Below are 23,807 nucleotides of genomic sequence, written 5' to 3'. Positions count from 1 at the left end.
GCCGGACGTGGTCGCCTCCCGCCGTACGTCCCACTGAACCGCCGCCGAAACCACCGCTGCACCGGGGGAGTTGGAAGCACTCGTGACCACCTGGACCGACCACAACGCCGATCTACCCGTCTCGCTGACCGCGCCGAGCGGCATCGACCGCGCCGCCCACCACCGGCTCGACGAGGCCTGGCTCGCCGCGGCGTGGAGCCACCCCACGACCCGCTGCTTCGTGGTCTCCGGCGGTCAGGTCCTCCTCGACGAGACGCCCGACGGGCGCACCGAACTCGTCATGACGCCGTCCTTCGAAGCCCCCCTGACCGAGGCGCACCGCTACTTCCTGGGCACGGACGCGGACGGCGTGAGCTACTTCGCCCTGCAGAAGGACTCGCTGCCCGGCCGCATGGACCAGTCCGCCCGTCCGGCGGGGCTGCGCGAGGCCGGCCTGCTGCTGTCGCCCCGGGACGCCGGCCTGATGGTGCACGCGGTGGCGCTGGAGAACTGGCAGCGCCTGCACCGCTTCTGCTCCCGCTGCGGCGAGCGCACCGTGATCGCGGCGGCCGGCCACATCCGGCGCTGCCCGGCCTGCGGCGCGGAGCACTACCCGCGCACCGACCCGGCCGTGATCATGGCGGTCACCGACGACGAGGACCGCATTCTCCTCGGCCGCCAGGTCCACTGGCCGGAGGGCCGATTCTCCACGCTCGCCGGCTTCGTCGAACCGGGGGAGTCCATCGAGCAGGCGGTGCGCCGGGAGGTCCACGAGGAGGTCGGCGTCGCCGTCGGCCAGGTCGAGTACGTCGCCAGCCAGCCCTGGCCGTTCCCCTCCAGCCTCATGCTCGGTTTCATGGCGCACGCCACCACCACCGACATCGACGTCGACGGTGACGAGATCCACGAGGCCCGCTGGTTCTCCCGGGACGACCTGGCCGCCGCGTTCGACTCCGGTGAGGTGCTGCCGCCGTACGGCATCTCGATCGCGGCCCGCCTGATCGAACTCTGGTACGGCAAGCCACTGCCGACGCGGAGCGTGTGACCCGGGGACACCGTGCGACCCCGGGACGCACGCAACCCCCGATCGGCCGCGGGGCCGTCGGGGGTTGCGTGCGGGGGCGGGGGTCAGGCGCCGAGCGCCTGCTTCACCTGGGCGAGGCTCGGGTTCGTCATGACGACCTCGGCGCCTCCCTGGGCGGCGATCACCCGGACCGTCGGCACCGTCTGGTTGCCGCCGTTCGCCTTCTCGACGAACGCCGCGGAGTCCGGGTCCTGCTCGATGTTGATCTCGTCGTACGCGATGCCCTCGCGGTCCAGCTGGCTCTTCAGCCGGCGGCAGTAGCCGCACCACGTGGTGCTGTACATCGTCACAGTGCCCGGCATGTCTCTCGCGCTCCTCGTCAACGCTCGGCGATGTCTGTCGTAACGGTGCGAACATACGGGACGGGGACCGCATTCCCGCGGGGGGTATGCGGTCCGGCGTGACCCTCGCCGCATCCGGCGGCCCCTACGCCGTCCGTGCCGTTACCCCTTCCCCGCCGCCACCAGCCGTATTGGTACGACCGCCCGGGCCCGCCTGTGGACAAGCCGCTCACCCGTCCCGGGCGACCTGGCAGCATGGCTGTGTGACAGCAGCAACGCACTCCACGCTCTTCCCGCACGTACCGGACTCGGCCGACGCGGTGCTCGACGGGCTCGACCCCGAGCAGCGCGAGGTCGCCACCGCCCTGCGCGGTCCGGTGTGCGTCCTGGCGGGCGCGGGCACGGGCAAGACCCGGGCGATCACCCATCGCATCGCCTACGGAGTGCGAGCCGGGATCCTCCAGCCCTCCAGCGTGCTGGCCGTCACCTTCACCAACCGCGCCGCCGGCGAGATGCGCGGCAGGCTCCGGCAGCTCGGCGCGCACGGCGTCCAGGCCCGCACGTTCCACTCGGCCGCCCTGCGGCAACTGCAGTACTTCTGGCCGAAAGCGGTCGGCGGCAGCATGCCCCGGCTCGTCGACCGCAAGATCCAGCTCGTCGCGGACGCGGCCGCCGCCTGCCGCGTCCGGCTGGACCGTGGCGAGCTGCGGGACGTGACCGCCGAGATCGAGTGGTGCAAGGTCACCCAGACCGTCCCCGCCGACTATCCGCCCGCCGCCGCGAAGGCGGGCCGGGAGACCCCGCGCGATCCGGCGGAGATCTCCCACCTCTACTCCGCCTACGAAGACCTCAAGCGCGAGCGCGGGGTCATCGACTTCGAGGACGTCCTGCTGCTGACGGTCGCCGTCCTGCAGGACCGCCAGGACATCGCCGAGCAGGTCCGCGCCCAGTACCAGCACTTCGTCGTCGACGAGTACCAGGACGTCAGCCCGCTCCAGCAGCGGCTGCTGGAACTGTGGCTCGGGGGCCGCGACAGCCTGTGCGTCGTCGGTGACGCCAGCCAGACGATCTACTCGTTCACCGGAGCCACGCCCGACCACCTGCTCGACTTCCGCACCCGCCACCCGGGTGCCACCGTGATCAGGCTGGTCCGTGACTACCGCTCCACCCCCCAGGTCGTCCACCTCGCCAACGGGCTGCTCGCCCAGGCCCGCGGCCGCGCCGCCGACCACCGGCTGGAACTCGTCTCGCAGCGGCCCTCCGGACCCGAGCCCGTCTACACCGAGTACACGGACGAGCCCGCCGAGGCCGAGGGCGCCGCCCGCCGCATCCGTGACCTCATCGCCTCCGGGGTGCCCGCGAGTGAGATCGCGGTGCTGTTCCGCACCAACTCCCAGTCCGAGACCTACGAGCAGGCCCTCGCGGACGCCGGCGTGCCGTACCAGCTGCGCGGCGCCGAGCGATTCTTCGACCGTCCGGAAGTCCGCAAGGCCGGCATCGCCCTGCGCGGCGCCGCCCGCTTCGGCGGCAACGACTCCCTGCTCGACGACGTCGTCGACCTGCCCTCCCAGGTGCGCGCCGTGCTGTCCGGCGAGGGCTGGACGCCGCAGCCCCCGGCCGGATCGGGAGCCGTCAGGGAGCGCTGGGAGTCGCTCGCCGCCCTGGTCAACCTCGCACAGGACTTCGCCGCCGCCCGGCCCGGCGCCACGCTCGGCGACCTCGTGGCCGAGCTGGACGAGCGGGCGAACGCCCAGCACGCCCCGACCGTCCAGGGCGTCACCCTCGCCTCCCTCCACTCCGCCAAGGGACTGGAGTGGGACGTGGTCTTCCTGGTCGGTGTCGCCGAGGGCATGATGCCGATCACCTATGCCAGAACCGACGAGCAGATCGAGGAGGAGCGCCGCCTCCTCTACGTCGGTGTCACCCGCGCGCGCGAACGGCTCCACCTGTCCTGGGCGCTGGCCCGATCACCGGGCGGCCGTGCGAGCCGCCGCCCCAGCCGCTTCCTGGACGGGCTGCGGCCGGGTTCCACCGCCACGGTCGGCCGTACCGGCCCCGGGGGCACCGGAGGGATCGAGCGGGGCCTCCCGGCGGCGGCGGGAGGGACGGCTCAGGTGGTGCGCCGCAGCCGGCGCACCCCGGCGCGCTGCCGGGTCTGCGGCCGCACGCTCACCGACGCGGGTGACATGAAACTGATGCGCTGCGAGGACTGTCCCTCCGAGATGGACGAGGGCCTCTACGAGCGGCTGCGCGCATGGCGGGCGGTGCAGGCCCAGCGCAGCGGACAGCCCGCCTTCTGCGTCTTCACCGACAAGACGCTGATGGCGATCGCCGAGGCCACCCCCGACGACGAGCGGGAACTGGCGAGCATCCCGGGGGTGGGCATGCGCAAGCTCAGGCGCCACGGAGCCGATGTTCTCGCCATCTGCGCGGGCCGGGACCCGGGACAGGAAGAGGACGAAGGCTGACGCCAACTCGTCGAAAAAATAGTTTGCGCACGCCCCGGCAATCCCCATAGGTTCTTGGTCACGGGGACAGCGGCCTTCCTGAGGCCCTGATTCCGTGCTGTACTTGCACATCCGAACGACCGGTTCACCACCGGTCCGTGAGACGCCGAGAGGAGGCGAGCCCCATGATCAGCATCAAGAGCAGCTTCTTCAGCACCGCCAAAATGACCGATCGCCCGGCCGTCTCCCTGTGCATGCTCGGCGCCTCGTTCCAGGGCACCGGTCTGTCCGGCATTCGTGCCGTGCGTCCGGCGTCCTCCGTGTCTCCCGCGGGCCTTCCCGTCCGCGAGCGCGACGAGCGACCGACCGAGGCACTGGAAGCAGTAGAGGCACAGGCGCAGGCCTATGCCTTTGCGGCGACCGGTGCCGCAAACCGGAAGCAGACGACGCAGCACCACCTCATGTGGGCCATCCGTGGGCCAGAACCCTGGAGTGATCCAGCCTGATCGCCGATCAGGCCGGCGCCTTCAGGGCCGCGGAACCCCACCCGGGATCCGCGGCCCTTCTGTTTTCCCCGAACGGGGACGACGGCGCGAAGGGGCCTCGGGACAAGAAAAGAACCCGGTACCAAGCCGACACCCGGCCAACCGGCCGGACCGACCAGACGAGGAAGACGACCCGTGCAACTCGAAGCGCACGCCCCGTCCGTACCGCCTTCCGAAACGATCCCCCCGCCCGGCCTCACGGAGGACTCCACCTTGATCCCGCTCACCGCGCTCACCGCGCTCGACGACGCCATCGAGAACCTCGGTGTACCCGTCCCGTGCCGGTCCTACGACCCGGAGGTCTTCTTCGCCGAGTCGCCGGCCGACGTCGAGTACGCCAAGTCCCTCTGCCGCACCTGCCCGCTGATGGAGGCCTGCCTCGCCGGCGCGAAGGAGCGGCGTGAGCCCTGGGGCGTCTGGGGTGGCGAGCTGTTCGTCCAAGGTGTCGTCGTCGCCCGGAAGCGGCCGCGCGGCCGCCCGCGGAAGAACCCGGTCACGGCATGAACACCACAGGAACGATCGACCGTCCCCTCACGCACGACCCCCAGAAGCAGGCCCCGATGAAGCCGTCCGCCAGCGAGCCCGCGGGCTCCGCGACCGAAGACGTCACCACCACCGGCGCGAACGAGTCGCGTCAGAACAGGACCCGAGAGATGCAACTCATTCCAGAAGCCCTGGCCCGTGCGCATATGGAAGCCCGGCTGCAGGAGGCCGAGCGGGAACGCCCGGCCGTGCGTCTGGCGGTCGCCCGCCGGATGCAACGCCGTGCCGAGCGTGCCTCGATGCGCGCCCGCCGGGCCCTCGCCATCGCGGTGATGCAGTAACCGGGCGCACCGCCGCGCGGTGGCCGCCCGATCGGGAAGGCAAGCAGTTCCTCACACGGGGGCCGGTCCGGCCGAACGGACCGGCCCCCGCGGTGCGTCGCGGCCCGGCCGGCCGCCGCGGAGTTATCGTCACCGGGTGACGAGTCTTCCCGGAGGCGACGAGCACGGCGGCTCCGCCCCGCCCCCACGTACGCCGTGCGCACGCTGCGGCACCGTGTCGGAAGGGCCCCGTGTCACCTGGACCTGTTCCGTGGAGAACGGCGTGCGCCGCTACTTCTGCGACCGCTGCTCCCGCGACAACCTCAGGTCCATCGAGGGCCGCCTCGACTCGGCCTGGTGGTAGGGCCCGCTCACGCCCCGGCGGCGGACTGCTCGTCCGCGTCCGCGACGAAGCCGGGCAGCCAGTCCTCCAGCTCCTGCCGCAGCCGCACGGTCGACCCCAGCTGGCACAGGACGCCGATCGTGCTGAGCGTCACCCGGTGGATGAGCAGGTACGCGGGCGGCAGGTTCAGGTGCCTGGCCAGCTGGTAGGCGGGGGACCGGGGGTCGGCGATGCGTGCCGCCTGGCTGCGCATCCAGCCGCGCGTGAAGGTGAACTCCTCCGCCCGGGCGGGCTCGATGATCGGCAGCAGGTAGTCGAGCACGGCGCCGGGGTCGAGCACGACCGACTCCTTCACGAACCCCTCCGCCCGCAGCATGTCGTAGACGGCCTCGGCCTCGCCGTCCAGCGTCCTGCGCAGTGACTGGCCGATGGGCTCCGGCAGCCCGCCGGGCAGGCGGTCGACCGTGCCGAAGTCCAGCACGCCCAGGCGCCAGTCGTCCGCACCGCCGGGTCCCCCGGGCAGGAGGCGGAAGTTGCCCGGGTGCGGGTCGGCGTGCAGGAGGCCGGTGCGGGCCGGGCCGGAGAACAGGAAACGGGCCAGGAGCTGGCCGGCGCGGTCCCGCTGCTGCGGGGTGCCGTCCGCGATCACCTCCGACAGCGGGATGCCGTCGATCCACTCGGTGACCAGGACCTGCTCGCTCTGGTGGACCACGGCCGGCACGACGACGTCCGGGTCCCCGGCGAACTCCTCCGCGTGCAGTTGCTGGGCCTGCGCCTCCAGGCTGTAGTCCAGTTCCTCCGACACCCGGTCCTTGAGCTCGGTGATCAGGGGCTTGACATCCATGCCGGGGATCAGCGGGCCCAGCAGGCGGGCGAAGCGGCTCAGCTGGTTCAGGTCGGACAGCAGGGCCTCGCCGGCGCCCGGGTACTGCACCTTCACGGCGACCTCGCGGCCGTCGTGCCAGACCGCCCGGTGCACCTGGCCGATCGAGGCAGCCGCGGACGGCTTGTCCTCGAACTCCTCGAACAGCTCCCGCCAGTCCGCTCCGACGCGTTCCTCGAGGACGGCGTGCACGGTGCGCGTCGGCATCGGCGGCGCCGCCTCCTGGAGCTTGGTCAGCGCGGCCCGGTAGGGGCCGGCCACCTCCTCCGGCAGCGCCGACTCGAAGACGGACAGGGCCTGCCCGAACTTCATCGCCCCGCCCTTGAGCTCACCGAGGACCTTGAACAGCTGCTCGGCCGTGCGCTGCTGCAGTTCGCGGCCGACGATCTCCGCGGACTCGCCGACGATGCGTTTGCCGAGTCCCCAGGTCGCCCGCCCGGCGAACCCCAGCGGGAGCGCGGCGAGCTTGGCGGTACGGGTGACCGCCTTCCGCGGAAGATCAGACATGCGCCCTCCAATTACCAGCAAGCCGTGCCGTCCCTGTCCGACGGCGTGGCTCCGGCGACGGCCGTTGCCCGGCCATTGTCTCGTGTGGGGCGCCCTCTTTTGAGGTGTGTTCCCTCTCAGCTTTCGCGGCCGATCCGCACGGACACCCGGGGTGAGGCCACAACGGCCTGGCACGCCAGTTCATTCCGGGCACGGACGTCTCCCAGCGGGCCCCCGCGCTGGACGGCGATTCCCCGTCGAGGAAGGCGAGCGCGTGTCCGGCCGCCAGTCCGGCGACGGTCGTGGCGAGGGCCAGGTCGCAGGGCGGTACGGGGCGCGGCCTGCCGGAGCGCCACTGGGCCACCAGGCGCGGCCAGGCCGCGTCCCGGTCCGCGCGGTGCCGGTGGAGGCAGCCGGCGCAGCCCGTCTCCCCGGGCAGGACCAGGGGACCCACCACTCCGGTGCCCTCCACCACACCGGCGTGCAGGTGAGGTGTGCCCGACGCCACCAGGTCCTCCGTGGCCGACGGGTCGGGGGCGTGCACGGCGACGTCGTCCCGCGAGGCGAGGACCACCAGGGAGAACCCCGCCTCCTCCCCCTCTCGGCCGGCCCGGGGTGCGTGACGCCGCGGGCGGGCCGGTGCCACCCGGCGCACGGCACGGCGCGCGGCCTCGTCCCGGCGCTCGCCCACGCTGTCCGGGACGAGCCCACCCGGCGCGACGTCCCACGGCTCGACGCAGCCGACGTCGCGCACGTCGACCTCGCCGACGCCGGCACCGGAGAGAACGGCGGCCACCGTCGCGCCCACCCGGCCCGCGCCCCTGACCTGCACGCGCAGGCCCCCGCGGGCGGCCAGTCTGCCGATCGCCTCGCCCGGTGCGCGTGCCGTGAGGGACAGCGTGGCGAGGTCGGGGCGCAGCCGGTCCATCACCTCGCCCCTTGCGCGCAGGGTGTCGGCAGCCGCCCCGCCTCCCCGCGCGTCGTCGAGGAGGCCGGCGCCGGCCAGCCGTTCCACGAGAGCGTCGACATGGCCCTCGGGCAGGTCCATGCGGTGGCCTTCCTCGCGGAGCAGGGGAAGCCCGCGGGTGCCGTTCAGCAGGTCCAGGAAGCTGCCCGTCGCCGTGTCCATCGGGCCCAGCGTCATGGCGTGCGCCGGGGTCATCCCGAACTGGACGGTGTTGAGGTCGCGCCAGCCGCGCCTGAGCGCGGGTTTCACGATCGGATGCATGTCAGGCCCCCGTAGCCCCGATGGATGAGTCGGTCGCGTATGCCACGTCCCGTGCCGGGGGAGCGGTCCACGCTCCGCCGGCGACTGCCAGGATGCACGGTCCGGCCGGCCGGTGCCGGAAGTTGTCCACAGGTGGGGGATGTTCGTCCTACGAATCGGACGCCAGGTGGGGGAACGGCACGGAACCCACCCGGAGCCGGGACTTCCGCCCGGTGCAGCGGGTAACGTCGGGGCGTGTCCGCCGACCCACTGCACCGCGCCGGAACGCCCCGTCGCGGCACGACCAGTCCGCCGCCCGGCTCCGCCGCGACCAGCGCGATCGAGGTGCGCAGGAGCACCCGCCGCCGCAGGACGGTCTCCGCGTACCGCGAGGGCGACCGCACCGTCGTGCTCATCCCCGCCCGGATGTCCAAGGCGGAGGAGCAGCGCTGGGTGAGCGTCATGCTCGACAAGCTGGCCGCCCAGGAGAGCAGGCGGACGCTGGGCGACGCCGGTCTGACCGAGCGCGCCGAGCGGCTGTCGGCCCAGTACTTCGACGGCCGGGCCAGGCCCGCCTCGGTCCGCTGGGTCACCAACCAGAACACCCGCTGGGGGTCGTGCACCCCGGCCGAGGGCAGCATCCGCCTCTCGCATCGCCTGCAGGGGATGCCCGATTACGTCGTCGACTACGTCCTCCTGCACGAGCTGGCGCACCTGCTCGTGCCCGGCCACGGCCCCGACTTCTGGCGTCTCCTGGAAGCCTACCCGCGCACCGAGCGTGCCCGGGGCTACCTCGAGGGCGTGGCCGCCGCGGGGCGGCTGCCGCATCCGCCGGGCGGGCGCGACGAGTGACCGTGCGTCCCGGCGGCGCCCTCGGCACGGCCGGACCGGCGGTGTGTACCGGGTCTGTACCGACTTCATCCGGTGTCGGAATTTGCCGTTAGCCTGGCGCGACGCACTCGCACTCGGGATGGGGGACGGTCGTTGCGCATGCCCAGAGAATTCCAACGCGGCCACAAGGCCAGGATCAGTGACCTCACCGCGGGCACGGATCTGTACGTAGGCGTGCAGATCTCCGGTCCCGGACTGACCTTCGACATCAGCTGCTTTGGTCTCGACGCCGAGGAGCGGCTCTCGGACGACCGGTACTTCGTCTTCTTCAACCAGCCGAAGTCCCCGGAGGAGGCCATCCAGCAGTTGGGCCCGCAGGCGGGCGACACGGAGTCCTTCCGGGTCACGCTGGACCGCGTCCCCGCGCAGATCCAGAAGCTGTCGTTCACGGCGACCCTCGACGGCGCCGGGCAGATGTCGCAGATCGGCCCCGGGTACCTGCGCGTCGTGGCCGGCGGCGAGGAGGTGGCCCGCTACTCGTTCAGCGGCTCGGAGTTCTCCACCGAGCGGGCCGTCATGCTGGGCGACTTCTACCTGAAGGACGTCTGGCGGTTCGCCGCCGTCGGGCAGGGCTTCGACGGCGGTCTCGAGGCACTGCTGAAGCACTTCGGCGGCGAGGTGCTGGAGGAGGAGAGCCCCGCCCCGCGGCAGGACCCGCAGCCCGAAGGCACCCCTGAGTTCGCCCCGCCCGCCCGGAACGCCGCCCCGCCCGCGTTCGGCGTGCCGTCCGGACCGCCGGCCCCCGTACCGGCCCCCGCTCCCCAGCCCACCGCGCACACCTTCGCGCCGCCCGCCGGGGCCGGCGCGCCTCCGCCCCCGGCGCCCGCGCAGCCGGTCCACGCCGCGCCGACCATCGTGGCGCCCATGACCCCGCCGGGCGGCACCGTCCCGCCCCCGGCCCCCGGACACCCCGGCCCGCCCCCGCCGCCGCCCTACGGCCAGACCCCGCCCCCGCCGCCGGGCTACGCCCAGCCCCCGGCGCCGCCGGCTCCGGCAGGGGCGCCCGGCTACGGGCAGCCCACTCCGCCGCCCGGCTACGGCGGGCCCACCGCGCTCCCGGGCCACGGGCAGCCGCCGTTCGGCCAGGTCCCGGGCCATCCCGCGCCGTACGGCGCCCCGCAGGGCGCACCCCAGGGCGCCGGTGTGGCCGCGGCGCTGCAGCACTTCAAGGAGACGCCCACCGGTCGGCGCTGGACGCCGCAGAACGGCAAACTCGTGCGCGCCGACCTCGGCACGGACGGCCGGCCCGTGCTGGCCCGCCAGGGCAGCATGGTGCTCTACCAGGGCAAGGTCGACTTCAGCTACAAGGGCGCCGGGTTCGCCGGCCGGGTGGTGGGCAACGCCACCGGCCAGGAGATGCAGCTGATGCGCTGCACGGGCCAGGGACAGGTGTTCTTCGCGGAGGACTCCGCCCACCTGCACCCGGTCGAGCTCCAGGGGGACGCGATCTGCGTGTCCGCGGACAACGTCCTCGCCTTCGACGAGAGCCTCCAGTACGAGGTCCGCCGGATCGAGGGACACGGCATCCCCGGAGGCGCCCTGTTCACCATGCAGTTCCAGGGGACGGGGACGATCGTCGTCAAGACGCACGGAGCCCCCGTGGTGCTGCCCGTGACACCGACGACGTTCGTCGACTCCAACGCCGTCGTCGCCTGGTCCGCCGCCGCGCAGGTCATCGTCTCCAGCCAGGTGCGCATGCGCCGCAACGCCTACCCGGGCCACACCGGGGAGGGCGTGAACCTCCAGTTCCGGGCCGCGCCCGGCCATTTCGTCGTCGTCCAGCCGTACGAGGTCTGAGGGAGCCCGACATGAACCAGCCGCTCGCGGGCCACGCCCCCGCACCCGTCACCGCCCGCATGGAGAACCACGGCAGCCACATGCTGAAGGTGGCCATGCAGACCGGCGACGACCTGCTCGCCCGCGTGGGGTCGATGGTCGCCTACGAGGGCTTCATCCAGTACGAGCCCAACCCGCCGGCCGTGCGCCAGGTGGCGCGTGACTGGATCACCGGCGAGGGCGCGCCCCTGATGAAGTGCTCCGGCGACGGCCTGCTCTACCTCGCCGACTACGGCGCCGACGTCGTCGTCATCAACCTGGCCGGAGACGCGATCTCCGTCAACGCCACCAACCTGCTCGCCTTCGACGCGAGCCTGCAGTGGGGCGTCGAGCGGGTGAAGGGACTCGCGAAGTTCGCCGGGCAGGGCCTGTGGAACACCAAGATCTCCGGGCAGGGCTGGGTCGCGCTGACCTCCCGGGGCAAGCCGATCGTCGTCGACTGCGGCGGCGGCGAGGACGAGACCTATGTCGACCCCGACGCGCTCGTCGCCTGGTCGCCGAACCTCAAGGTGAAGGGCAAGCGCAGCTTCAAGGCGCAGTCGCTGATCGGCCGGGGCAGCGGCGAGGCGTACCAGATGGCCTTCTCCGGCCAGGGGATCGTCGTCGTCCAGCCCAGCGAGGACAGCACCGACCGCCTCCGGATCCGGGGCTGAGGGGGAGCCACACCACCATGCAGAGCCCGCTTTTCGCCTTCAACGACATCCAGACCCAGGACCGCTGGAGCCTGCAGAACGAGCAGATGCTGCGCGTCGTCCTGGACGGCCACGACGACGTCCTCGCCCGCAAGGGCACCATGGTCGCCTACCAGGGCCTCGTCGAGTTCGACGCCGAGTACCGCAGCCACGGCCAGGCACGCGCCCGCGCGCACACCGGTGAGGGCCTGGACCTCATGCGCTGCCACGGGCAGGGCACGGTCTACCTCGCCAACCTCGCCCAGCACGTCCACGTCATGGACGTCGAGCCGGACGGCCTGACGGTCGACAGCAGTTACGTCCTCGCGATGGACTCCTCCCTGCACCACGAGGTCATCGCCGTCGACAGCCTGTACGGCATCTCCGGCTCGGGGAAGTACCAGCTCAACATCACCGGCCGCGGCAAGGTCGCCCTGATGACCTCGGGCGCGCCGCTGATGATGCAGGTGACGCCCGACCGGTACGTCAACTGCGACGCGGACGCCATCGTCGCCTGGTCCACCGGGCTGCGCGTGCAGATGCAGGCGCAGACGCACGCCTCCGGGGTGTGGCGGCGCCGCGGCAGCACCGGGGAGGGCTGGGAACTCAGCTTCATGGGCAGCGGGTTCGCGCTCGTCCAGCCCAGCGAGCTGCTGCCGCCGCAGCACGCGCAGATCGGGCAGGGCCTCGCCGCGCAGTTCGGCATGGGGCAGCAGGGCGCACGGGGGAACAACCAGGGGAACGTCTGGAGCTGACCGCCCGCGGCGGCGCCCCGAAGAACGAACGAACGTGCCGAGGGGGGAGAGGCGAGCGCGGTCGCCTCTCCCCCCGGCAGGGGGTCAGAGCCGTGCCCGGGTGGCCTCCAGCAGCCGGACGACGGACTCGTCCGCCACGCCGGCCACCTCCTCGTACCGGTACCAGCGCAGGTCCAGCGACTCGTCGCTGATCGCCTCGACGGCTCCGCGCGGCGCCAGCGCCGCGTACTGCACGTCCAGGTGCCAGGCGCACGGCGTGTGATGGCGGTCCAGGCGCACCGGGCCGCCGGGCAGCAGGGACAGTCCCGTGATGCCCGACTCCTCGGTCGCCTCCCGCAGGGCCGCCGCCGCCAGCGTGGCGTCGACCGGCTCGCAGTGGCCGCCCATCTGCAGCCACATGCGGATCTTCCTGTGCAGAGTCAGCAGCACCCGGCCGCGCTCCGGGTCGACCACCATGGCGCTCGCCGTGATGTGACCCGCCGCACAGGACTTCCACAGACCGTCCGGATGGCTCTCCAGGTGCTCCAGATAGTCCTGGCGCAGCTCCTGCTGGTCCTCATACCCCTTCAGGACGAGGACCGCGTCGTCGTGGAGGCTCACTCGGCGCCGTCGCCCCCGGTCTCGCCGTCGTCCTTCTTCCGCAGGTCCGGCTTGGCGGAGCCGTCGGCCGCCTCGCCGAGCATCCTGTCCAGCTCGGAGAAGTCCAGGTGCTCACGGTGCACGAAGCCGTCGGGGTCGTCCAGGTCGGTGGCCGTCGGCAGCATGTCCGGGTGCGACCAGAGGGCGTCGCGCCCGTCGATCCCGCGCGCGTCCGTGAGCGAGGCCCACAGGCGGGAGGCGTCACGCAGCCGGCGCGGACGCAGCTCCAGGCCGATCAGCGTCGCGAACGTCTGCTCGGCCGGGCCGCCCGAGGCACGGCGGCGGCGCAGGGTCTCCCGCAGCGCGTCGGCCGACGACAGGCGCGGCTTGGCGGCCGCGTGCACCACCGCGTCCACCCAGCCCTCGACGAGAGCCAGAGCGGTCTCCAGGCGGGCCAGGGCGGCCTTCTGCTCCGGCGTGTCCTCCGGCTGGAACATGCCCTGCTGAAGGGCGTCCTGCAGCTGCTCCGGGTTCTGCGGGTCGAACTGGCCGACCACGTCCTCCAGCTTCGCCGTGTCGACCTTGATCCCTCGGGCGTAGCCGTCGACCGCGCCGAACAGATGCGAGCGCAGCCACGGGACGTGCGCGAACAGGCGCTGGTGGGCGGCCTCCCGCAGGGCGAGGTAGAGCCGCACCTCCTCCTGCGGCACCCCGAGATCCCTGCCGAACGCCTCGACGTTCGCCGGGAGCAGCGCGGCCTTGCCGGCCGGGCCCAGCGGCAGGCCGATGTCGGTCGAGCCGACCACCTCGCCCGCCAGCACGCCGACGGCCTGCCCGATCTGCGTGCCGAACATGGCGCCGCCCATGGAGCGCATCATGCCGATCAGCGGACCGGCCATGGCCTGCATCTCCTCCGGCAGCACGTCGCCCATCGCCATGCCGACGCGCTCGGCGACCGGGTCGACGAGCTCCTGCCACGCGGGCAGGGTCGCCTCGACCCACTCCGCGCGGCTCCACGCCACCGCGGCGGCGGAGCCGGACGGCAGGGGCGTGACGTCGTCCAGCCACAGGTCGGCCAGCCGGACGGCCTCCTGGACGGCGGTGCGCTCTGCGGGACCGACGCTGGCGTCCTTCGTCCCGTCCGGGGTGCCCTGGGAGACGGTCTGGCGGGCGATCTGCTTGGCCATGTCCCAGTTCACCGGGCCGCCCTCGTAGGAGAGCATCTGCCCGAGCTGCTGGAACGCGGCGCCCAGGTCGGTGGGGTTCAGCGACCCGAACATGGCTGCGAGCGGATTGTCGGCGCCGGGCCCGCCAAGGCCTCCGGCACCGGGCAGCCCGAAGCCGAACGGGTTGGCCGGTCCCTGCCCACCGCCGCTCTGCTGGTCCTTCTCCTTGCCTTCGTCGCCGTTCTCCGGCTCCTCCGGCGGAAGGCCGAATCCGAATGGGGTGTCACTCACGGGGTTCCTCGGCTGGTAAGGCCACCGGTTCTCTCCGGCGGCGCGGCTGCCCGACAACACCACCCAGCGTAGACACCACGGACGGTCAGGGCCTCGGTGCTCCGCCGACCGATCGCCTGCGGCAGGATGGATGCCACCTGGTACGTACGCCTCACTCGCGCTCGTACCGAAGACAACCGCTGGAGACGCCCGGTGAGTTCCCCAGATCCGCAGGTTCGCGCAGCGCGAAACCACACAAGTACTCCCGCCGTGCGCGGGCCCGTCGTCGCGGTCACCGGTGCCGCGGCCGGAGTGGGCGCGCTGCTCACCGAGAGGCTGGCCGCGTCGGACTTGATCAGGCAGGTCGTCGCCATCGACGAGCGGCGCGGGGAGTGCGCCGCCGCGCAGTGGCACATCCTCGACGTGCGCGACCCGGCGATCGCGGACCGGCTGCGCGGCGCGGACGTGGTGGTCCACCTGGCGCTCGACCTGGATCTGGAGACCGACCCCGCCGCGCGGACGGCCTACAACGTCCGGGGGACGCAGACCGTGCTGACCGCCGCCGCGGCGGCCGGGGTGCACCGCGTGGTGCTGTGCACCTCGACCATGGTGTACGGGGCGCTGCCGGACAACGAGCTCCCGCTGGCGGAGGACGCGGAGCTGAGGGCGACCGCCGAGGCGACGGGTGTCGGGGACCTGCTGGAGGTCGAACGGCTGGCGCGGCGCGCCCCCCGGGCCCATCCCGGGCTGAACGTCACGGTGGTCCGGCCGGCGCTGCTGGTCGGCGGCACCGACACGGCTCTGACGCGGTACTTCGAGTCGCCCCGGCTGCTGGTCGTGGCCGGGTCGCGGCCGGCGTGGCAGTTCTGCCACGTGGAGGACCTGTGCAGCGCGCTGGAGTACGCCGTGCTGGAGAAGGTCGACGGCGAGCTCGCGGTCGGCTGCGACGGGTGGCTGGAGCAGGAGGAGGTCGAGGAGCTCAGCGGCATCCGCCGCATGGAGCTGCCCTCGGCGGTCGCCCTCGGGGCGGCGGCGCGGCTGCACCGCATCGGGCTCACGCCGTCTCCGGCCGGGGACCTGGCGTACACGATGTACCCCTGGGTGGTGAGCGGGAGCCGGCTGCACGACGCGGGCTGGCGTCCGCGGTGGACCAACGAGGAGGTCCTCGCCGAGCTGCTGGAGGAGGTGTCCGGCAGGCACACCGTCGCCGGGCGGCGCCTCGGCCGCAAGGACGCCACGGCGGCCGGGGCCGCGGGGGCGACGGTGGCCCTCCTGGGCGCCGCCGCGGTGGTGCGGCGCGCACGCAAGGCGCGGCGCCGCATCTGAGGGACGGGCCGGCTGTTCCACGCTGTCGGCGGCGTGCGGCACGATGGGGGCATGGCATCCACCAACGACCACCCGGGCGAGCAGGCCGCGCCGGACCCCGTCAAGCTGATCGGGATCCGGGAGACGCCCCTGTCCCTCGACGAGGTCTTCCGGGCCGTCGGTGACGACGCCGCCGGTGGCACCGCGCTCTTCGTCGGCACCGTGCGGAACCACGACGGCGGTGCCGAAGTCGACGAGCTCGGCTACTCGTGCCATCCGAGCGCCGAGGCCGAGATGCGGCGCATCGCCGAGAAGGTGGTCGCGGACTTCCCCGTGCGGGCCCTGGCGGCGCTGCACCGGGTGGGGGACCTCCGGGTCGGGGACCTCGCCGTCGTCGTGGCGGTGTCCTGCCCGCACCGGGGCGAGGCCTTCGAGGCCTGCCGCCGGCTGATCGACGACATCAAGCACGAGGTGCCCATCTGGAAGCACCAGAGGTTCTCCGACGGCACGGAGGAATGGGTCGGCGCCTGCTGACCCCGGGCCCGGCCCGTTCCCCCGATCCGGGCGCGGCACCTCGGGTTGCGTAACCGCACCCCCGGCGTGAGCGTTGTCACTGCGGATGGTTAATCTGCTGATCAGCCAGTGGGGTAGTTGCTTTGGGGTCGGGAGGTCGGCATGGCCGCGCTTGCCTGGTTGCTGATTCCGCTTATCGCCGCGATAGGTGCCGGTCTGTGGGGCAGCTGGGCGAACCGCACCCGCAGGGCGCGCGGCGACGGCCCCGAACTGGACGGCTACGCCCGCTTCTGCGAGGCCATGGAGCGCTCGCACTCCGGCACCTGACGCCGCGGCCCTGACGGTGTTCCGACAGGCACGTCCCGTACTGTCGACTCATGCCACGCCGCACCGCGACGATGCTCGCCTCGACCCTGATGCTGATCGCACTCCTGTGCGCGGGGGTGTTCCTCCCCGTGCCGTACGCGGAGATGTCCCCCGGACCGACGGTCAACACGCTCAGCGAGCACGACGGCGAACCGGTGCTGCAGATCTCCGGACGCGGGACCTACCCCACGACCGGGCACCTCAACATGACCACGGTCCGGGTCACCAGCGCCGACTACCGGATGAACCTGGTCGAGGCCGTCTACGGGTGGCTGGCGCACGACAGCAAGGTCGTCCCGCACGACACGCTCTACCCCGACGGCAAGACGGAGGAGCAGTCGACCCAGGAGAACGCCGAGGAGTTCAGCCAGTCCCAGGAGAGCGCCAAGGTCGCGGCCCTGAAGGAGCTCGGCATCCCGGTGCGGTCCTGGGTGATCGTCTCCACGGTGATCAAGAACACGCCGGCCGAGGGCAGGCTGCACGCCGGTGACGTCGTCAAGGCCGTCGACGGGACGGCGGTGAAGCAGCCCGGAGACGTCGCCAGGCTGGTGACCAGGCGCAAGCCCGGCCAGGACGTCGTCTTCACCATCGTCCCCGCCAAGGACCAGGCCGCCGCGGAGAAGGCCCACCGGACGGCGACGGCCAGGAAGGACGTCACCATCACGACGGCCCAGTCCCGCGACAGCGGGCAGAAGCGGGCCATCGTCGGGATCTCCGCCGGGACGGACCACACGTTCCCGTTCACCATCGACATCAAGCTCGCCGACGTCGGCGGCCCGAGCGCGGGCCTGATGTTCGCGCTCGGCATCTACGACAAGCTCACCCCGGGCAGTCTGACCGGCGGGAAGTTCGTGGCCGGCACCGGCACCATCGACGACCAGGGCAAGGTCGGCCCGATCGGTGGCATCGAGATGAAGACCGTCGGCGCGCGCGACAAGGGCGCCCAGTACTTCCTGACGCCCGCCGAGAACTGCGCGGCCGCCGCCGAGGACACCCCGGCGGGTCTCCGGCTCGTCAAGGTGGGCACCATCCACGACGCCCTCGGCGCGCTGGCGGACATCCGCTCCGGGAAGACCGCCGACCTGCCCACCTGCACGGCGAAGGGCTGACGGCCACGGCACCCGGTGACGGGCGCGGGCACGTCCCCGCGGCGCGGTGACGGGTGCGGACACGGCCGTTCGGCGCGGTGACGGTCGTGGGCGCGTCCCCGCCGCACCGGCCGACGGGCGCGCCGGCGTGCTGACCGCACCGGGGGCGCCCCCCGCCGGGAGCGCCCCCGGACGTGCACACCGGCCGCCGGGCTCAGTCCTCGAACGTCGCCGCCAGGGCCTCCGCCAGTCCCGGCACCAGGTCCGGGCCGGTGAGGACCTCCGTCGCGGAGTCCTTCTCGCGCAGCCGCAGGGCCGACTCGCGCGCGCCGTCCCGCAGGACCGCCACCGTCATACGGACCTCCTGCCGCTCGGGGTGTTCCGCCACCCACTGGGCCAGTCTGCGGTCGTCCAGCCCCTGCGGGACCTGCGCCTCGGCCGACGGCGGCAGCATCAGCCGCTCGACGGTCAGCGCGCAGCCGACCACGGCGTCGGGCCAGGCGATCGTGCCGAGGAACTCGTCGAGCGGCCGCTCCGCCGGGATCTCGTCCTGCTCGATCGGGGTGAGACCGGTGGTCTCCGGTGCGTCGCCCAGGCCGAGCTGTTGCGCGAGAGCGGGTTCCTGGACCCGCAGCCGCGCGGTGTCTACGAGGGCGAAAAGGCGAGCGGGCTGGTCCCAGCCGAGGCCGGAGGCGTACTCGTCGATCTCGAGTACGGCCCGGGTGAGCGGGTTCGCTGCCATGGGAGTGTTGGACATGGTCACAATCCTGCCTCGTTCCCGCCCGGAATCGGGAACCGAGTAAACGGTGAGTAAGTTGCATAGGTGTGGGCCCACGAACAGGGGGGCGCACGGAGGGTCCGCGAACCCGAGGGCCTGACGGATCAACAGCGAACTTCGAGGTGCGCACCTTGGCTTTCCAGATGCCGGACCGCGGCGGAGGCCCGACGGGGCCGCGGATGAGAGCGGGCCGCCCGTCCCGGACGGTCCGGAGCCTGCTGATGACACTGGGCGTCCTGGCCGTCCTCGGCATGGCGTTCACCATGTTCGCGGGCTTCTGGACGGACTGGCTGTGGTACCGGTCGGTGCGGTACTCGTCCGTCTTCACCACCACGCTGTGGACCAAGATCGGGCTCTTCTTCGTCTTCGGTCTGCTGATGGCGGCCGCGGTGGGCGTCAACATCTGGCTGGCGCACCGGCTGCGGCCTCCGCTGAGCGCCATGTCGGCGGAGCAGCAGAACCTCGACCGCTACCGGATGGGCATCTCGCCCTACAAGAAGTGGCTGCTCCTCGGGATCACCGCGCTGGTGGGGCTGGTCGCCGGCGCCTCGGCGTCGAGCCAGTGGCGGACCTGGCTGATGTGGGTCAACGGCGTGCCCTTCCACCACAAGGACCCGCAGTTCCACCTCGACGTGGCCTTCTACGCGTTCGAGCTGCCGTGGTACCGCTTCCTGCTCGGCTTCGGCTTCGCCGCCACGATCCTGTCCGTCATCGCCGCGGCGCTCACGCACTACCTGTACGGCGGGCTGCGCGTGACCAGCCCCGGAGCGCGCGCCACGGCCGCGGCGACGGGGCACCTGTCGGTGCTGATCGGTGTCTTCGTCGCCCTGAAGGCCGTCGCCTACTGGCTCGACCGCTACGGGCTGGCGGTGAAGTCCAGCGACTTCAAGGCGACCGGCAACTGGACCGGCCTGAGGTACGTCGACGCCAACGCCTACCTGCCGGCCAAGACGATCCTGTTCTGCATCGCCGTCATCTGCGCCCTGCTGTTCTTCGCCACCCTGTGGCGGCGCACCTGGCAGCTGCCGGTCATCGGCTTCGGCCTCATGGTGCTCTCGGCGATCCTCATCGGCGGCCTGTACCCGGCGATCGTCCAGAAGTTCCAGGTGCAGCCCAACGAGCAGGCCAAGGAAGCCCCGTACGTCGAGAAGAACATCACGGCGACGCGTGAGGCCTACGGCATCGACGACACCAAGGTGGCCGACTACCCGGGCGCCAGCACCACCAAGGACCTGACCAGGCTGCGCGACGACGCCACGAACGTGGGCAGTGTCCGGCTGATGGACCCCAACGTCGTCTCGCCGACGTTCCAGCAGCTCCAGCAGGTGCGCAACTACTACGGGTTCCCCTCCAACCTCGCCGTCGACCGCTACCGGACCAAGGACGGCAAGGTCCAGGACACGGTGATCGGCCTGCGCGAGCTGAACCTCAGCGGGATCCCCAAGCACAACTGGATCAACGACCACTTCCGCTACACCCACGGCTTCGGCGTGGTCGCGGCCAAGGGCACCGAGGCCGACTCCGCCGGCCGACCGGTCTTCACCGAGTACGACCTGCCCTCCAAGGGCGAGCTCGGCGACTACCAGCAGCGGGTCTACTACGGCGAGAAGACCACGCAGTACTCGATCGTCGGCGGTCCGCAGAAGGAGATCGACTACTCCGACGACAGTGGTGAGAAGACCACCAGCTACCGGGGCAGGAGCGGAGTGGACCTCTCCGACCCGGTCAACCGCGCCGCGTACGCGGTGGCGTTCGGAGAGCCGCAGATCCTCTACTCCGGAGCGATCGGCGAGGGTTCCCGGATCCTGTACAACCGCACGCCCAAGGACCGCGTCGAGGCGGTGGCCCCCTGGCTCACCATCGACGGCGTCCCCTACCCGGCGGTGGTCGACGGGCGGATCCAGTGGATCGTCGACGCCTACACGACGACGAACGGCTACCCGTACGCCTCACGCACCACCCTGGGCGACACGACGACCGACTCGCTCACCGCAGCCAACAACCAGCGGGTGGTGGCCCAGCAGAACCAGGTCAACTACATCCGTAACTCGGTGAAGGCCACGGTCGACGCCTACACCGGCGAGGTCAGGCTCTACCAGTGGGACACCGGGGACCCGGTGCTGAAGACCTGGATGAAGGCCTTCCCCGGCACGGTGAAGTCGAAGAAGGCCATCTCGCCGGCGCTGATGGCCCATCTGCGCTACCCGCAGGACCTGTTCAAGGTGCAGCGCGAGCTGCTGACCCGGTACCACGTGCAGGACGCGCAGACGTTCCTCAGCGGCAGCGAGGTGTGGCAGATTCCGGACGACCCGACCAACAAGTCGGGCAACGCGGTGCCGCCGTACTACCTCAGCATCAAGATGCCCGGTGAGTCGGCCCAGGCCTTCTCGCTGACCACGACGATGACACCGAACGGCCGCGACAACCTGAGCGCGTTCATGTCGGTCAACGCCGAGGCGGGGACGGCCGACTACGGCCGGCTCACCATCCTGAAGCTGCCGACCGGGAAGACGATCGACGGCCCGAAGCGGGTGCAGAGCCAGTTCAACTCCGAACCGGCCATCGCGGAGTCCATCAGGCTGCTGAAGGGCGGCGACTCGGACATCGAGTACGGCAACCTGCTCACCGTCCCGCTCGACGGAGGACTGCTCTACGTCGAGCCGGTCTACGTCCGCGGCGGCGGGCTCAAGTACCCGCTGCTGCGCAAGGTGCTGGTGACGTACGGCGGCAACACCGCGTTCGAGAACACCCTCGGCGAGGCCCTCAACAAGGTGTTCGGCGCGGAGGGTTCGGTCACGGAGCCACCGGGTACGGGCGCCGGCAACCCGCCGCCGCAGGGCAACCCGACGGTCCAGCAGGCGCTGAAGGACGCCCAGAAGGCGTTCGACGACGGTCAGGCCGCCCTGAAGAAGGGCGACTGGCAGGCGTACGGCCAGGCGCAGAAGGACCTTCAGGAGGCGCTGAAGCGGGCCGCGACGGCGCAGTCCCAGGCCGATCAGGGCGGCGGCAAGAACGGCGACGGGGCCGCGGGCCAGGGCGCCGGCAAGGGCGGTACCGGCTCAAGTCCGAGTCCGGCCGCCGGCACGAGTGCGCAGGGCGGCCGCGCTCCCCGCAGCGGCTGACCCCCGCGGTGCCCGGCCGCTGCGAGCGGTGACGAAGGCCCGGTTCGGATTCCGGAGGGAATCCGAACCGGGCCTTCGTGGTATGCGAACGCATGTCCTTGACGTTCCGGACGCCGCGCCGCTGTGGGGAGTTGGGCGATATGTGTTTGACTTGTCTCTCTGTGGGCATGTCGACAAAACGCTGAAGTGACCTCACTGGCTGCGGTATACCAGGTGTACCCGGGTTGCAGGTGGTGCGACGATGGACGTTATGGGGGACAAGGCAACTCTGTTCGAGACAGGGCGATTTGTGCGGGCTTCCGATCCGGAGCGGACCGTGGGCGAGACCGGCGACGAGGCCGGTGAGGCTGCCGACGAGGCGGCCGAGGAAGTGCGTCAGCGGCTCGCTGCGGAGGCCGGTGACGTCGAGGCGATGAGCGTCCTCGGGTCCATGCTGCTGCGCCGCGGCGATCTCGACGGAGCCGAACCCCATCTGCGTGCCGCCACCGCGGCCGGTGACCGGGCCGCCGCCAACAACCTGGGTGTCCTGCTGCACCAGCGCGGATACGCCGACGAGGCCGCCGGCTGGTGGCGCATCGCCGCGGTCGCCGGGTCGGCCGCCGCCGCGCACGCGCTCGGCCGGCACCACCGTGAGCGGGGCGACGAGCCGGCCGCCGGGTACTGGCTGCGCCAGTCCGCCGAACAGGGTCATGTGCTGGGTGCCTACGCGCTCGCCGACCTGCTGGAGCACCGCGGCGACGGCGCGGCCGAGAAGTGGCTGCGGGTCGCCGCCGAGCGCGGGCACCGGGAGGCGGCGTACCGGCTGGCCCGGCTGCTGGACCGGCGGGCCGCCGGCGGCTGCGAGACCGATGACGGCGCCGAGGAGGCCGAGCAGTGGTACCGGCAGGCCGCCGCGCGCGGTCACCGCAGGGCCGCGCTGCACCTGGGGGCGATCCTGGAGAAGCGGGGCGACCTCAAGGAGGCGGGGCGCTGGTACCTGACCTCCGCCAAGGACGGCGAGCCCCGGGCCGCCTGCGCGCTGGGGTTCCTGCTGCGCGACGCCGGCGACACCGACAGCGCCGCCGTGTGGTGGCTGAGGGCCGCACAGGACGGGGACGGCAACGCGGCGAACGCGCTGGGCGCGCTGCACGCCGAGCGCGGGGAGACGCAGACCGCCGAGCGCTGGTACCGGGCCGCGATGGACGCGGGCGACATCAACGGCGCCTACAACCTCGGCCTGCTCTGCGCCGAGCAGGGGCGCAACGCGCAGGCCGAGCAGTGGTACCGGCGTGCCGCCTACGCCGGGCACCGGGAGGCGGCGAACGCCCTGGCGATCCTGCTGCTGCAGGTCGGGGACACGACCGGGGCGGAGCCCTGGTTCTCCAAGGCCGCCGAGGCCGGCAGCGTCGACGCCGCGTTCAACCTGGGGATCCTCTACGCCGGGCGGGGCGAGGAGGGCGAGGCGCTGCGGTGGTACGAGCGGGCGGCGGCCGCCGGACACACCGAGGCGGCACTGCAGGTGGGCATGGCCCGGCTGCGCGAAGGGGACGAGCCGGCGGCGGAGCGGCACCTGCGGTGCGCGGCCGGCGGGGGAAGCGCGGAGGCGGCCTACCGGCTGGCGACCGTCCTCGACGCGCGGCGGCCCCCGGCGCCCGCGCACGAGCTCGGTGAGCCGGCCGTGCCGGCGAAGACCGAGTGCGAGGAGTGGTACGAGCGGGCGGCCTCCCAGGGTCACCGGCGGGCGCAGGTGCGGGTGGGGATGCTCGCCGCCGCGCGGGGCGACGTCGTCGAGGCGGCGCGGTGGTACCGGGCCGCCGCCGAGGCGGGGTCCCGGAACGGGATGTTCAACCTCGGGTTGCTGCTGGCCCGCGAGGGAAGCGAGCCGGAGGCGGCGATGTGGTGGACCCGGGCCGCCGGCGCCGGGCACGGACGGGCGGCGCTCCGGCTGGCCCTCGTCTACGCGCGGCGTGGAGAGCTGGACGAGGGGCAGCGGTGGGCCGACCGGGCCGTGTCGCTGGGGCCGGCGGCGGTGGCGGAGCGGGCGGCGCGGCTGAGGGACGCGTTGCGTGAGGAACTGTCCGCCTGAGCGCGGCCACGGAACCGGCCGGGAGTGCGTGACGCGGCGCCCGCCCCGTGCCCCGGGCACGGGGCACGGGGCCGGGCGGTCCAGCGGTGGCCGAGGGGCTCGAGTGGGGGGATTTGCTTCTGCCGTGGGTGGTGACGTAACGTTGCATTCATCGACGCGGGGTGGAGCAGCTCGGTAGCTCGCTGGGCTCATAACCCAGAGGTCGCAGGTTCAAATCCTGTCCCCGCTACTGAAGGCCGAAGGCCGGAGTCAAGGATCAGGCACCAGCCGCAGACCCAGGCGATCAGCTCCCCCAGCGTTGCGTACGCATACGAGTAGGAGGACCCGGAGACCGGGATGGTGCC

General features: G+C 72.4%; 22 protein-coding genes and 1 tRNA gene. 17 read left to right on the top strand and 6 right to left on the bottom strand.

The window, feature by feature from the left end:
* Positions 1–82: 82 nt before the first annotated feature.
* Entirely contained in the window at positions 83–1,024 is a 942-nt protein-coding gene (gene nudC, locus ACWDNY_RS22320) for an NAD(+) diphosphatase (RefSeq protein ID WP_451647550.1), read from the top strand.
* 83 nt (positions 1,025–1,107) lie between these two features.
* Here nudC and ACWDNY_RS22315 read toward each other — a convergent pair whose 3' ends face one another.
* Positions 1,108–1,365, bottom strand: coding sequence for a mycoredoxin (locus ACWDNY_RS22315; RefSeq protein ID WP_451647549.1), 258 nt, complete (start codon positions 1,363–1,365; stop codon positions 1,108–1,110).
* A gap of 242 nt (positions 1,366–1,607) precedes the next feature.
* On the opposite strand from ACWDNY_RS22315, the gene ACWDNY_RS22310 reads away from it, so the two are divergent.
* The 5 genes from ACWDNY_RS22310 to ACWDNY_RS22290 all read left to right on the top strand — a co-directional run bounded on the left by ACWDNY_RS22310 (position 1,608) and on the right by ACWDNY_RS22290 (position 5,503).
* Entirely contained in the window at positions 1,608–3,812 is a 2,205-nt protein-coding gene (locus ACWDNY_RS22310; RefSeq protein WP_451647548.1) for an ATP-dependent DNA helicase UvrD2, read from the top strand.
* A gap of 164 nt (positions 3,813–3,976) precedes the next feature.
* Positions 3,977–4,297, top strand: a complete 321-nt coding sequence (locus ACWDNY_RS22305) for a hypothetical protein (protein ID WP_451647547.1) — start codon at positions 3,977–3,979, stop codon at positions 4,295–4,297.
* 174 nt (positions 4,298–4,471) lie between these two features.
* A complete protein-coding gene (locus tag ACWDNY_RS22300) occupies positions 4,472–4,840 on the top strand; it encodes a WhiB family transcriptional regulator (RefSeq protein WP_020119791.1) in 369 nt (122 codons plus the stop codon).
* On the top strand, positions 4,837–5,160 hold the full coding sequence (locus ACWDNY_RS22295; protein ID WP_451647546.1) for a hypothetical protein: 324 nt from the start codon (positions 4,837–4,839) through the stop codon (positions 5,158–5,160). Before ACWDNY_RS22300 ends, ACWDNY_RS22295 begins: the two co-directional genes overlap by 4 nt.
* A 214-nt stretch (positions 5,161–5,374) precedes the next feature.
* Positions 5,375–5,503 (top strand): hypothetical protein, encoded by a 129-nt coding sequence (locus tag ACWDNY_RS22290; protein ID WP_451647545.1) that lies wholly within the window; start codon positions 5,375–5,377, stop codon positions 5,501–5,503.
* Positions 5,504–5,510: 7 nt separating this feature from the next.
* On the opposite strand, the gene ACWDNY_RS22285 is transcribed toward ACWDNY_RS22290, so the two are convergent.
* Both ACWDNY_RS22285 and ACWDNY_RS22280 read right to left on the bottom strand, forming a co-directional pair.
* Positions 5,511–6,872 carry an ABC1 kinase family protein gene (locus tag ACWDNY_RS22285; protein ID WP_451647544.1) on the bottom strand — a complete coding sequence of 454 codons (1,362 nt, stop codon included), beginning with the start codon at positions 6,870–6,872 and terminating at the stop codon, positions 5,511–5,513.
* On the bottom strand, positions 6,865–8,079 hold the full coding sequence (locus tag ACWDNY_RS22280) for a TOMM precursor leader peptide-binding protein (RefSeq protein ID WP_451647543.1): 1,215 nt from the start codon (positions 8,077–8,079) through the stop codon (positions 6,865–6,867). Before ACWDNY_RS22280 ends, ACWDNY_RS22285 begins: the two co-directional genes overlap by 8 nt.
* 234 nt (positions 8,080–8,313) lie before the next feature.
* Between ACWDNY_RS22280 and ACWDNY_RS22275 the strand changes: the two genes are divergently transcribed.
* From ACWDNY_RS22275 to ACWDNY_RS22260, 4 genes are all read left to right on the top strand, one after another.
* The gene (locus ACWDNY_RS22275; RefSeq protein ID WP_451647542.1) at positions 8,314–8,910 is read left to right on the top strand and encodes a M48 metallopeptidase family protein; all 597 of its coding nucleotides are present in this window, start codon (positions 8,314–8,316) and stop codon (positions 8,908–8,910) included.
* A gap of 138 nt (positions 8,911–9,048) precedes the next feature.
* Positions 9,049–10,746, top strand: coding sequence for a TerD family protein (locus tag ACWDNY_RS22270; protein WP_451647541.1), 1,698 nt, complete (start codon positions 9,049–9,051; stop codon positions 10,744–10,746).
* 11 nt (positions 10,747–10,757) lie between these two features.
* Positions 10,758–11,438 carry an AIM24 family protein gene (locus ACWDNY_RS22265; RefSeq protein ID WP_451647540.1) on the top strand — a complete coding sequence of 227 codons (681 nt, stop codon included), beginning with the start codon at positions 10,758–10,760 and terminating at the stop codon, positions 11,436–11,438.
* A gap of 17 nt (positions 11,439–11,455) precedes the next feature.
* On the top strand, positions 11,456–12,211 hold the full coding sequence (locus tag ACWDNY_RS22260; protein ID WP_451647539.1) for an AIM24 family protein: 756 nt from the start codon (positions 11,456–11,458) through the stop codon (positions 12,209–12,211).
* Positions 12,212–12,295: 84 nt separating this feature from the next.
* Here the strand turns inward: ACWDNY_RS22260 and ACWDNY_RS22255 are convergent, their stop codons facing one another.
* Together ACWDNY_RS22255 and ACWDNY_RS22250 are read right to left on the bottom strand one after the other, a co-directional pair.
* On the bottom strand, positions 12,296–12,811 hold the full coding sequence (locus ACWDNY_RS22255; RefSeq protein ID WP_451647538.1) for an NUDIX hydrolase: 516 nt from the start codon (positions 12,809–12,811) through the stop codon (positions 12,296–12,298).
* On the bottom strand, positions 12,808–14,247 hold the full coding sequence (locus ACWDNY_RS22250; RefSeq protein WP_451647537.1) for a zinc-dependent metalloprotease: 1,440 nt from the start codon (positions 14,245–14,247) through the stop codon (positions 12,808–12,810). The genes ACWDNY_RS22255 and ACWDNY_RS22250 overlap by 4 nt, the downstream gene beginning before the upstream one ends.
* 192 nt (positions 14,248–14,439) lie before the next feature.
* On the opposite strand from ACWDNY_RS22250, the gene ACWDNY_RS22245 reads away from it, so the two are divergent.
* The 4 genes from ACWDNY_RS22245 to ACWDNY_RS22230 all read left to right on the top strand — a co-directional run bounded on the left by ACWDNY_RS22245 (position 14,440) and on the right by ACWDNY_RS22230 (position 17,519).
* Positions 14,440–15,552, top strand: a complete 1,113-nt coding sequence (locus ACWDNY_RS22245) for an SDR family oxidoreductase (RefSeq protein ID WP_451647536.1) — start codon at positions 14,440–14,442, stop codon at positions 15,550–15,552.
* Positions 15,553–15,603: 51 nt separating this feature from the next.
* Positions 15,604–16,065, top strand: a complete 462-nt coding sequence (locus tag ACWDNY_RS22240) for a molybdenum cofactor biosynthesis protein MoaE (RefSeq protein WP_451647534.1) — start codon at positions 15,604–15,606, stop codon at positions 16,063–16,065.
* Positions 16,066–16,206: 141 nt separating this feature from the next.
* A complete protein-coding gene (locus tag ACWDNY_RS22235; protein ID WP_451647533.1) occupies positions 16,207–16,371 on the top strand; it encodes a hypothetical protein in 165 nt (54 codons plus the stop codon).
* A 50-nt stretch (positions 16,372–16,421) separates the two neighbouring features.
* Positions 16,422–17,519, top strand: coding sequence for a YlbL family protein (locus tag ACWDNY_RS22230; protein ID WP_451647532.1), 1,098 nt, complete (start codon positions 16,422–16,424; stop codon positions 17,517–17,519).
* Between the two features lie 193 nt (positions 17,520–17,712).
* Here ACWDNY_RS22230 and ACWDNY_RS22225 read toward each other — a convergent pair whose 3' ends face one another.
* Complete coding sequence (locus ACWDNY_RS22225) at positions 17,713–18,261, bottom strand: PPA1309 family protein (protein ID WP_451647531.1); 549 nt, start codon at positions 18,259–18,261, stop codon at positions 17,713–17,715.
* Between the two features lie 158 nt (positions 18,262–18,419).
* Between ACWDNY_RS22225 and ACWDNY_RS22220 the strand changes: the two genes are divergently transcribed.
* The 3 genes from ACWDNY_RS22220 to ACWDNY_RS22210 all read left to right on the top strand — a co-directional run bounded on the left by ACWDNY_RS22220 (position 18,420) and on the right by ACWDNY_RS22210 (position 23,692).
* Entirely contained in the window at positions 18,420–21,398 is a 2,979-nt protein-coding gene (locus ACWDNY_RS22220) for a UPF0182 family membrane protein (protein WP_451647559.1), read from the top strand.
* Positions 21,399–21,639: 241 nt separating this feature from the next.
* A complete protein-coding gene (locus ACWDNY_RS22215; protein ID WP_451647530.1) occupies positions 21,640–23,463 on the top strand; it encodes a tetratricopeptide repeat protein in 1,824 nt (607 codons plus the stop codon).
* A 155-nt stretch (positions 23,464–23,618) separates the two neighbouring features.
* Positions 23,619–23,692 (top strand) — tRNA-Met (locus tag ACWDNY_RS22210).
* Positions 23,693–23,807 lie beyond the last annotated feature (115 nt).

It is taken from the genome of Streptomyces sp. NPDC003697 (assembly GCF_053587115.1).
The sequence above is the reverse complement of the archived record's forward strand: the minus strand, read 5'-3'. Positions and strand labels throughout refer to the sequence as shown.

What these genes read in the sequence shown, in the direction of transcription:
- ACWDNY_RS22220 (WP_451647559.1), top strand. Translation starts at nt 18,420, where the DNA reads ATGCCGGACCGCGGCGGAGGCCCGACGGGGCCGCGGATGAGAGCGGGC.
- ACWDNY_RS22305 (WP_451647547.1), top strand. Translation starts at nt 3,977, where the DNA reads ATGATCAGCATCAAGAGCAGCTTCTTCAGCACCGCCAAAATGACCGAT.
- ACWDNY_RS22280 (WP_451647543.1), bottom strand. Translation starts at nt 8,079, where the DNA reads ATGCATCCGATCGTGAAACCCGCGCTCAGGCGCGGCTGGCGCGACCTC.
- ACWDNY_RS22315 (WP_451647549.1), bottom strand. Translation starts at nt 1,365, where the DNA reads ATGCCGGGCACTGTGACGATGTACAGCACCACGTGGTGCGGCTACTGC.
- ACWDNY_RS22295 (WP_451647546.1), top strand. Translation starts at nt 4,837, where the DNA reads ATGAACACCACAGGAACGATCGACCGTCCCCTCACGCACGACCCCCAG.
- ACWDNY_RS22230 (WP_451647532.1), top strand. Translation starts at nt 16,422, where the DNA reads ATGCCACGCCGCACCGCGACGATGCTCGCCTCGACCCTGATGCTGATC.
- ACWDNY_RS22235 (WP_451647533.1), top strand. Translation starts at nt 16,207, where the DNA reads ATGGCCGCGCTTGCCTGGTTGCTGATTCCGCTTATCGCCGCGATAGGT.
- ACWDNY_RS22270 (WP_451647541.1), top strand. Translation starts at nt 9,049, where the DNA reads ATGCCCAGAGAATTCCAACGCGGCCACAAGGCCAGGATCAGTGACCTC.
- ACWDNY_RS22265 (WP_451647540.1), top strand. Translation starts at nt 10,758, where the DNA reads ATGAACCAGCCGCTCGCGGGCCACGCCCCCGCACCCGTCACCGCCCGC.
- ACWDNY_RS22285 (WP_451647544.1), bottom strand. Translation starts at nt 6,872, where the DNA reads ATGTCTGATCTTCCGCGGAAGGCGGTCACCCGTACCGCCAAGCTCGCC.
- ACWDNY_RS22240 (WP_451647534.1), top strand. Translation starts at nt 15,604, where the DNA reads ATGGCATCCACCAACGACCACCCGGGCGAGCAGGCCGCGCCGGACCCC.
- ACWDNY_RS22215 (WP_451647530.1), top strand. Translation starts at nt 21,640, where the DNA reads ATGGACGTTATGGGGGACAAGGCAACTCTGTTCGAGACAGGGCGATTT.
- ACWDNY_RS22260 (WP_451647539.1), top strand. Translation starts at nt 11,456, where the DNA reads ATGCAGAGCCCGCTTTTCGCCTTCAACGACATCCAGACCCAGGACCGC.